Source organism: Streptomyces milbemycinicus, assembly GCF_002154605.1.
Taxonomy (GTDB): Bacteria; Actinomycetota; Actinomycetes; order Streptomycetales; family Streptomycetaceae; genus Streptomyces; species Streptomyces milbemycinicus.
The window spans coordinates 1-7,042 of the sequence record NZ_MUNE01000462.1 but is presented as its reverse complement, the minus strand read 5'-3'; the positions used below and the strand labels follow the sequence as shown (position 1 = coordinate 7,042).

Genomic DNA, 7,042 nt, shown 5'->3' with positions numbered 1-7,042 from the left:
GGCGTCTACTACAACAAGGACGTCTTCAAGAAGGCGGGCATCGCCGAGAAGGACTTCCCCAAGAGCTACGCGGAACTGCTCGCCCTCGGCCATCGCATCAAGGCCAAGGTGCCGGACACCGCGCCCTTCTACGAGGTGGGCGGCGACAAGTGGCCGCTGCAGTGGCAGGTCCAGGTGCAGCTGACCGACCTGGACAAGCAGTGGTGGGAAGGGCTCAACAAGAACGAGAACAAATGGACCGACCCGACCGTCGTCAAGGCCATCACCACCTACAAGGACAAGCTGCTCGGCGCCGGGCTCGCCCAGAAGAACTACCGGACCGGCACCTTCACCGACTCCGCGGATGCCCTCTGGAACGGCGACGCGGGCATGGTCCTCAACGTCACGTCCTTCCAGAGCCAGATCCAGGCCAAGCACAGCACCGCCGAGATCGACAAGAAGCTCGGCTGGTTCCCCATCGCCAACTCCAGCGCCACCGGCCTGTACTCCCCGGACCAGACGAACGGCGTCGTCGCCTTCAAAACCGGTGACGAGAAGCGGCAGAACGCCGCCCGCCAGTTCCTCGCCTTCTGGCTCGGCCCCGACTACGCGGACTACATCAAGACGATGAAGATCCCCTCCATCGAGCCGTCCGTGCCGACCCCCGACGGCCTGCCCCAGACCGCCAAGGCCCAGGTCGCCCAACTGCCCAAGGCCATCGGGGTGTTCCAGGCCAAGGCCATCGTCGCCCCCGATCTGCACCTCGCCCTCGGCGACATGATCTACGGCAAGAAGTCGCCGAAGCAGGTCGCCAAATGGGTGCAGGACCAGTTCGCCCAGGTGGCCAAGGCCCAGAGCGCTCCGGGCTTCTGAGCGAGGAGGGCCAGCCGTGGCAGACACCGCCATACGTACGCGCGCCCGGGCCGCCGGGGGCAGCGGAGGCAAAAGGGGCGGGCAGCGGAAGAGCGTGGGGCGGCTGTCCAGAGCGGCCGTGCACCATCCCTGGTGGTTCGCGCTGCCGGCCGTGGTGGTCTTCGCGGGCTTCTTCCTGCTGCCGAACCTGCTGAACTTCTTCTACCCGTTCACCAACTGGTCGGCGTACCACACCGGCATCTCCTTCGCCGGACTCGACAACTTCACCACCATCGCCGACGACGGCTCGCTGCTCCGCGCCATCCGCACCACCCTGGTGTACGCGGTGCTCGCGGCGCTCTTCCAGAATGTCTTCGGGCTGGTGCTGGCCCTGTTGCTGGAGCAGGACACCCGCTTCAACCGCTTCTTCCGCGCGGTGTTCTTCCTGCCCGTGCTGATCTCCGCGCTCGCCGTCGGCTATGTCTTCCAGGCCCTGCTCGACCAGGACGGCGCGGTCAACCAGCTCCTGGGCACGGACATTCCGTGGCTCGGCTCCACCACCTGGACGATGGTGCTGGTCAGCGCCATTCACGGATGGAAGTGGATGGGGCTGGCCATGCTCATCTACCTCGCCGGGCTCAAGGGCATCCCCGGCGACATGCTGGAGGCCGCCAAGGTCGACGGCGCCGGCGCCTGGCGGACGTTCTGGTCGATCCGCTTCCCGATGCTCGCGCCCGCGGTCACCTTCAATGTGACCACCGCGCTGATCGGCTCGATGAACACCTTCGACATCGTGCAGGCGACCACGGGCGGCGGCCCGGCGTCCTCCACCGAGGTCTTCAACATCTACATGTTCCGGGTCTTCGGACAGGGCCTGTACGCGCAGGCGTCCGCGATGAGCCTGGTGCTCTTCCTGGTGGTCGTGGCCGTCGCGATCCCGCTGGTGGTCGGACTGCGCCGAAGGGAGCAGATGCTGTGAGTGCGCTGGTCATGACTCCGACCGCCCGGGTCTGGCGGTACGCACGCCCCGCCCTCGTCCTGCTGCTCGCCGCGCTCGCCGTCGGCGTACCGCTGTGGCTGGTCCTGGCCACCTCGGCCAAACCCCAGGGCGAAGCCGTCAAGCCCAACCTCGACCTGCCAGGACACTGGCAGCCCGCCGCCAACTACGACCGGGCCCTCAGCGAGGGCGAGATGGTGCGCGGCTTCGTCAACAGCCTGCTGGTCGTGGCGCCCTCGGTGGTGCTGGTCCTGGTGCTGGGCGCGGGCGCCGCCTGGGTCTTCGCCCGGCGCCGGGGGCGGCTGGTGTCGGCCGCGTACGCCCTCACCATCAGCGGGCTGCTGCTGCCACCCGCCGTGATCACCATCGTCATGGAGCTACGGCAGCTGGGCCTGGCCAACACCCGCCCCGGCATGATCGCCGTCTACACCGGGATGTATCTGTCCACGTCGATCTTCTTCATGACCGGCTTCATCCGCACCATCCCCCTGGAGCTGGAGGAGGCCGCGCGGATGGACGGCGCCTCGCCGCTGCGCGTCTTCGCGCGGATCATCCTGCCGCTGCTGCGCCCCGTGATCGCCACCGCGACGATCATGGTCATGCTCTACGCCTGGAGCGACATCTTCTACGCCTTCTTCGTCCTGGGCGGAGGGGACAAGGCGACGCTGCCGCTGGGCCTCTACAAGGTCGCCAGCGCACAGCTCTACCTCAACAACTGGCATCTGGTCTTCGCCTATGTGGTGGTCATGAGCCTGCCCATGGTCGCGGTGTTCCTGATTGCCCAGCGAAAGATCGTTTCTGGAATCACCAGTGGAGCCGTCAAGTAACTGGAGTAACTGGAGGTCCTGTGAGAAGAGTTCCGATGAGAAAGCGACGAGCCCTCACCACCGTGATAGCCGGGGCGGCGGCGCTGATCGCCGCCACGCTGCCCGGCGCCGCGCACGCCGACACCGATAAGGCCGGACAGTCCAAGGCGGCCCAGGCTCAGGCTCAGGCCCAGCGCATCGCCGTAGACCTCGCCGCGAGCGAGGGCCCGGTGCTGCACGGCGCCAACGGGGCGCTGTACGGGCTGAGCGACGACGGCGTGCCCAGCGACGCCGCCCTCGCCCCGCTCAAGCTGACCACCATCTCGCAGAAGCCGGAGGGCGGAGCACAGCACCCCAACGGGGACGCGCTGACGGTCTCCAAGTCCTTCTTCCGCAACGGCGGGGACGACGTCTACATCCTGCTCCAGGACATGTACACCCAGTGGCCGTACCAGGACCTGGGGATCGACGACTACCTCCCCAAGGTCGAGAAGATGGCCAAGGATGTGGCGGGCGCGCCGCACAGCGAGCGGTTCGTCTATGTGCCGTTCAACGAGCCCGACCAGATCTGGTACAAGCTCGACTCCTCCGACCCCGCCGCCTACCAGAAGGGCCGGGACCGCTTCTTCGCCGAGTGGAAGACGGTCTACCAGCGCATCCGCTCCATCGACCCGACCGCCCGGATCGCCGGCCCCAACGAGGCGGGCTACGACACCCGCTTCCTCCCGGAGTTCCTGACCTGGGCGAAGGCCAACAACGTGCTGCCGGATGTGATGACCTGGCATGAGCTGTCGTCGGGCTCGCTGAAGGACTTCCAGTCCCACTACGACCACTACCGCGCGCTGGAGAAGAGCGTCGGGATCTCGCCGCGCCCGATCAGCATCGACGAGTACGCCAACCGCCGCGACCTGTCCGTCCCGGGCCAGCTGGTCCAGTGGGTGTCGATGTTCGAGCGCAACAAGGTGTACGCCAACCAGGCCTACTGGGACGCCGCCGGCAACCTCAGCGGCAATGTCGTACGGTCCAACATCCCCAACGGCGGCTGGTGGTTCTTCCGCTGGTACGCCGGGATGACCGGCCGCACCGTCAAGGTCACCCCGCCCACCGCCAACGCCATCGACACCCTCCAGGGCCTGGCCTCGTACGACCCGTCCCGCAAGCAGGCGCAGATCCTCGTGGGCGGCTCGGCGGGCGCCGCGGACGTGGCGGTCCAGCATGTCGACCGCGACCTGTTCGGCTCGCGCGTGGTGGCGACCGTCTCCGAGGCCGAATGGTCCGGCTACGAGGGCGCGGCCGCACCGCCGCGCGTGCTGTCCCGGAGCGAGGTCAAGGTCGGCGCGGACGGCTCGGTGACCGTGCCGCTGACCGGTATGAAGGTGATGTCCGCGTACCGGATCACGCTCACCCCGGCCGGCACCGGCACCCCGCGCGCCGCCGACGTGCCGTGGAGCGCGTCGTACGAGGCTGAGGACCCGGTGCGGGCGACCATCACCGACGGCCAGGTCTACACCCAGGGCACCGTCTCCAACGCCAACGGTTACGCCGCCTCCGGCACCAAGGACGTCGGCTCCCTCAACAAGCCCACCAGCAAGGTCGCCTTCGACGTCGACGCCCCCAAGACCGGCAACTACGACCTGGCGATCTTCTACGGCAACCAGGCCGGTGCCCCCTCCACCCAGACCCTGACCATCGACGGCCGGCCTGCTTCGGCCGAGGAGCAGACGGTCACCTACCCCTCCACACTCAACTGGACCTACCGCGGCATCCAGCACCTGACCGTCCGGCTGGGCGCGGGCCGCCACACCCTCACCCTGGCCCACGACAAGGGCGAGGTCACCCTCGACAAGATCGACCTGACCGCCGCCACCACCCCGGCCGCCTCGTCCGTCTCGTACGAGGCCACTCTGGCCGACCCCTCCGGCAGCCCCCGCTACGACTACTCCTCGGCGGCCGGCGTCGGCACCGGATCCCTGGAGCTCGACGGCCCGGACGCCGCGGTCTTCGATGTGTACGCGCCGCGCGACGGCTACTACACCCTGACCCCGCGCGGCTCCGGCGCCCCCGTCAAGCTGTCCCTGTACGGCACCACCACGACCACCGCTCCCGAGCGGGCCCTGCGGCTTTTCCTCACCGCGGGCAACAACCGCGTCACCGCCGCCTCCGCCACCGGCTCCGCCGTCCGGCTCTCCTCCCTCGACGCCACGGGCGCGGGCGACACCACGGGACTCGCCTCGTACGAGGCCGAGAGCGGCACCCTGGGCGGGGTCGCCGCCACGACCTCCAGCGAATACGCCTCGGGCGGCGCCTACGTCGGCTCGCTCGGCGCCGGCGCGGCCAACAACCTCAAGCTGACCGTCCAGGCCCCCTCGGCGGGCCGCTACATGCTGATCGTCCACTACGCCAACAACCAGCGCGCGGACGGCCACCAGTACAACACCAACATCATCTCCCGGACCGCCGATATCGCGGTCGGGAGCGGCGCGGCCCAGCGCGTCACGTTCAAGAACACCTGGACCTGGAACGACTACTGGAGCGTCGGCGTCCCGGTCGACCTGGCCAAGGGCGCGAACACGCTGACGTTCTCCAACGCGAGCTCGTACGCCCCGAACATCGACCGCGTCCAGCTCGCCCCGGTCACGGGCTGAGACCGGAGTGAGCCCCCGCGCCCCCGTATGGCGGATCAGCCCGCCATATGGGGGCGCGCCATGTGATGGTGCGCGGCGGCCTCCTCGGTGGGGGTGGGGCAGCCCACCGTGGCGGTCACGGCGGTCAGCAGCACCACCGAGTCCTCCACCGCCACCAGCGCGTGGCGCTCCTGAGGGATGCGCTGCACCTGCCCCGCGATGAGCTCCAGCCGGACGTGACCGGTCTTGCCCGCGGTCAGCCGGACATGCCCGTGCAGCACCTGCAGGCTGGCCGCCGGGGGCGCGTTGTGCTCTTCGAGCTCGCAGCCGGCGACCATGGCGATCACGCTCTGCCGCAGCGGCCCGTCGTGCAGGAAGAGATGTGAGCTTCGGCCGTGGGGCTCGGTCTTGGCCCGGTCCAGGTGGTGACGTGCGAGTGCGGTGAGGTCGTCCATGGTTGTCCTCGATCGGCCGTGTCTGATCGTCGCCGGGTCACCTCAATCGTCACCGGCTAACGTGTTGCGCGCCAGTCGCACAGCCGGGAAATAGACGAGGCACAGAAAGGCTCTTCTGCCGTGGCCGACTTCCTGACCGTACTGACCACCACCGACACCCCCGAGAAGGCCGAGGCACTGGCACGAGGGGCCGTGACCGCGCGGCTCGCGGCCTGCGCGCAGATCAGCCAGCCCGTGACGTCGGTGTACCGGTGGCAGGGTGAGATCGAGACGGCCGCGGAGTGGCAGGTGCTGTTCAAGACCACCGCGGCGCGGTACGGGGAGCTGGAGGCGCACCTCCGCGAGGCACACGACTACGAGACACCGGAGATCATCGCGACGCCGATCACACAGGGCAGCGAGGACTACCTGGCGTGGGTGGTGGAACAGACGACGATCGACTGAGGTACGACTCAGCGGGAACCGGAGCCCGCCAGCGCCTTGTCGATCCCCCGCTCGCGCGGCCCCAGGAAGTGCGGATCCGGCTTGAAGGTCGCGTCCAGCGCGGCCTTGCCCGCCGCGACGGCCTCCCGGGCCCCGCCGAAGAGCCACGTCGCATCGTGCGGCTCGGCGACGCCGACCCCGTACGCGTCGATGCCCGCCGCCTCGCACAGCGCCAGCGCCCGGCGGATATGGAAGTCCTGGCTCACCAGCACCGCCCGGTGCACGCCGAAGATCCGCTCGGCGCGGCTGCACGAGTCCCAGGTGTCGAACCCGGCGTAGTCGCTGACGATGCGCTGGTCAGGCACGCCGTGCCGGACGAGATAGGCGCGCATCGCGTCCGGCTCGTCGTAGTCGTGCCGGCTGTTGTCGCCGGTCACCAGGATCGCGCGGATCTTGCCCCGCTCGTACAGCTCGGCGGTCGCGTCGAGGCGGTGCGCCAGATACGGGGACGGCTCGCCGTTCCACAGCCCGGCGCCGAAGACCACCGCCACCGGGGCGCTGGGGACGTCCGCGACCGTACGGACCCGGGCGTCGGTGGCCAGCCGCAGCCAGGTCGCGGGCAGCAGCGCGACCACGCTCAACGCCATCACCACCTGGACGGCGCGGCGCTGCCCGCGCCGGGTCCTGGGGAGCCGCAGCCGCGCCCGCACGGCCCGCACGGCTCTCCGTACCCGCTCTCCGGCACCCATCCGTCCACCGCTTTCTCCGCTGTCCGACTGGACTGACGCTGACCACGGCCGATCGGTTGCTTGATCGGTTCGGCCGGGTGACGCCGCCGCATTAGTCTTGTCAGCTTCCCCGTGAGTTTCCCCGTCAGCGAAAACAGCAGGTGATCCCGTCGTGCCC

General features: G+C 69.2%; 7 protein-coding genes. 5 read left to right on the top strand and 2 right to left on the bottom strand.

The window, feature by feature from the left end:
• The 4 genes from CCN51_RS33490 to CCN51_RS33475 all read left to right on the top strand — a co-directional run.
• On the top strand, window positions 1-852 hold an 852-nt coding region (locus CCN51_RS33490), incomplete at its 5' end, for an ABC transporter substrate-binding protein (RefSeq protein ID WP_143675968.1).
• A 16-nt stretch (window positions 853-868) separates the two neighbouring features.
• Entirely contained in the window at window positions 869-1,810 is a 942-nt protein-coding gene (locus CCN51_RS33485; protein WP_014179914.1) for a carbohydrate ABC transporter permease, read from the top strand.
• A gap of 11 nt (window positions 1,811-1,821) precedes the next feature.
• Window positions 1,822-2,655, top strand: coding sequence for a carbohydrate ABC transporter permease (locus CCN51_RS33480; protein ID WP_043491695.1), 834 nt, complete (start codon window positions 1,822-1,824; stop codon window positions 2,653-2,655).
• A gap of 35 nt (window positions 2,656-2,690) precedes the next feature.
• Window positions 2,691-5,279 carry a CBM35 domain-containing protein gene (locus tag CCN51_RS33475; RefSeq protein WP_014179916.1) on the top strand — a complete coding sequence of 863 codons (2,589 nt, stop codon included), beginning with the start codon at window positions 2,691-2,693 and terminating at the stop codon, window positions 5,277-5,279.
• A 35-nt stretch (window positions 5,280-5,314) separates the two neighbouring features.
• Here CCN51_RS33475 and CCN51_RS33470 read toward each other — a convergent pair whose 3' ends face one another.
• Window positions 5,315-5,713 (bottom strand): cupin domain-containing protein, encoded by a 399-nt coding sequence (locus CCN51_RS33470; protein WP_014179917.1) that lies wholly within the window; start codon window positions 5,711-5,713, stop codon window positions 5,315-5,317.
• 120 nt (window positions 5,714-5,833) lie between these two features.
• Between CCN51_RS33470 and cutA the strand changes: the two genes are divergently transcribed.
• A complete protein-coding gene (gene cutA, locus CCN51_RS33465) occupies window positions 5,834-6,157 on the top strand; it encodes a divalent-cation tolerance protein CutA (RefSeq protein WP_014179918.1) in 324 nt (107 codons plus the stop codon).
• Between the two features lie 8 nt (window positions 6,158-6,165).
• On the opposite strand, the gene CCN51_RS33460 is transcribed toward cutA, so the two are convergent.
• Complete coding sequence (locus tag CCN51_RS33460; RefSeq protein WP_086013689.1) at window positions 6,166-6,885, bottom strand: SanA/YdcF family protein; 720 nt, start codon at window positions 6,883-6,885, stop codon at window positions 6,166-6,168.
• Window positions 6,886-7,042: the final 157 nt, after the last annotated feature.

Coding starts and splice junctions, on each gene's coding strand:
- CCN51_RS33480 (WP_043491695.1), top strand. CDS start 1,822: ATGACTCCGACCGCCCGGGTCTGGCGGTACGCACGCCCCGCCCTCGTC.
- CCN51_RS33475 (WP_014179916.1), top strand. CDS start 2,691: ATGAGAAAGCGACGAGCCCTCACCACCGTGATAGCCGGGGCGGCGGCG.
- CCN51_RS33470 (WP_014179917.1), bottom strand. CDS start 5,713: ATGGACGACCTCACCGCACTCGCACGTCACCACCTGGACCGGGCCAAG.
- CCN51_RS33460 (WP_086013689.1), bottom strand. CDS start 6,885: ATGGGTGCCGGAGAGCGGGTACGGAGAGCCGTGCGGGCCGTGCGGGCG.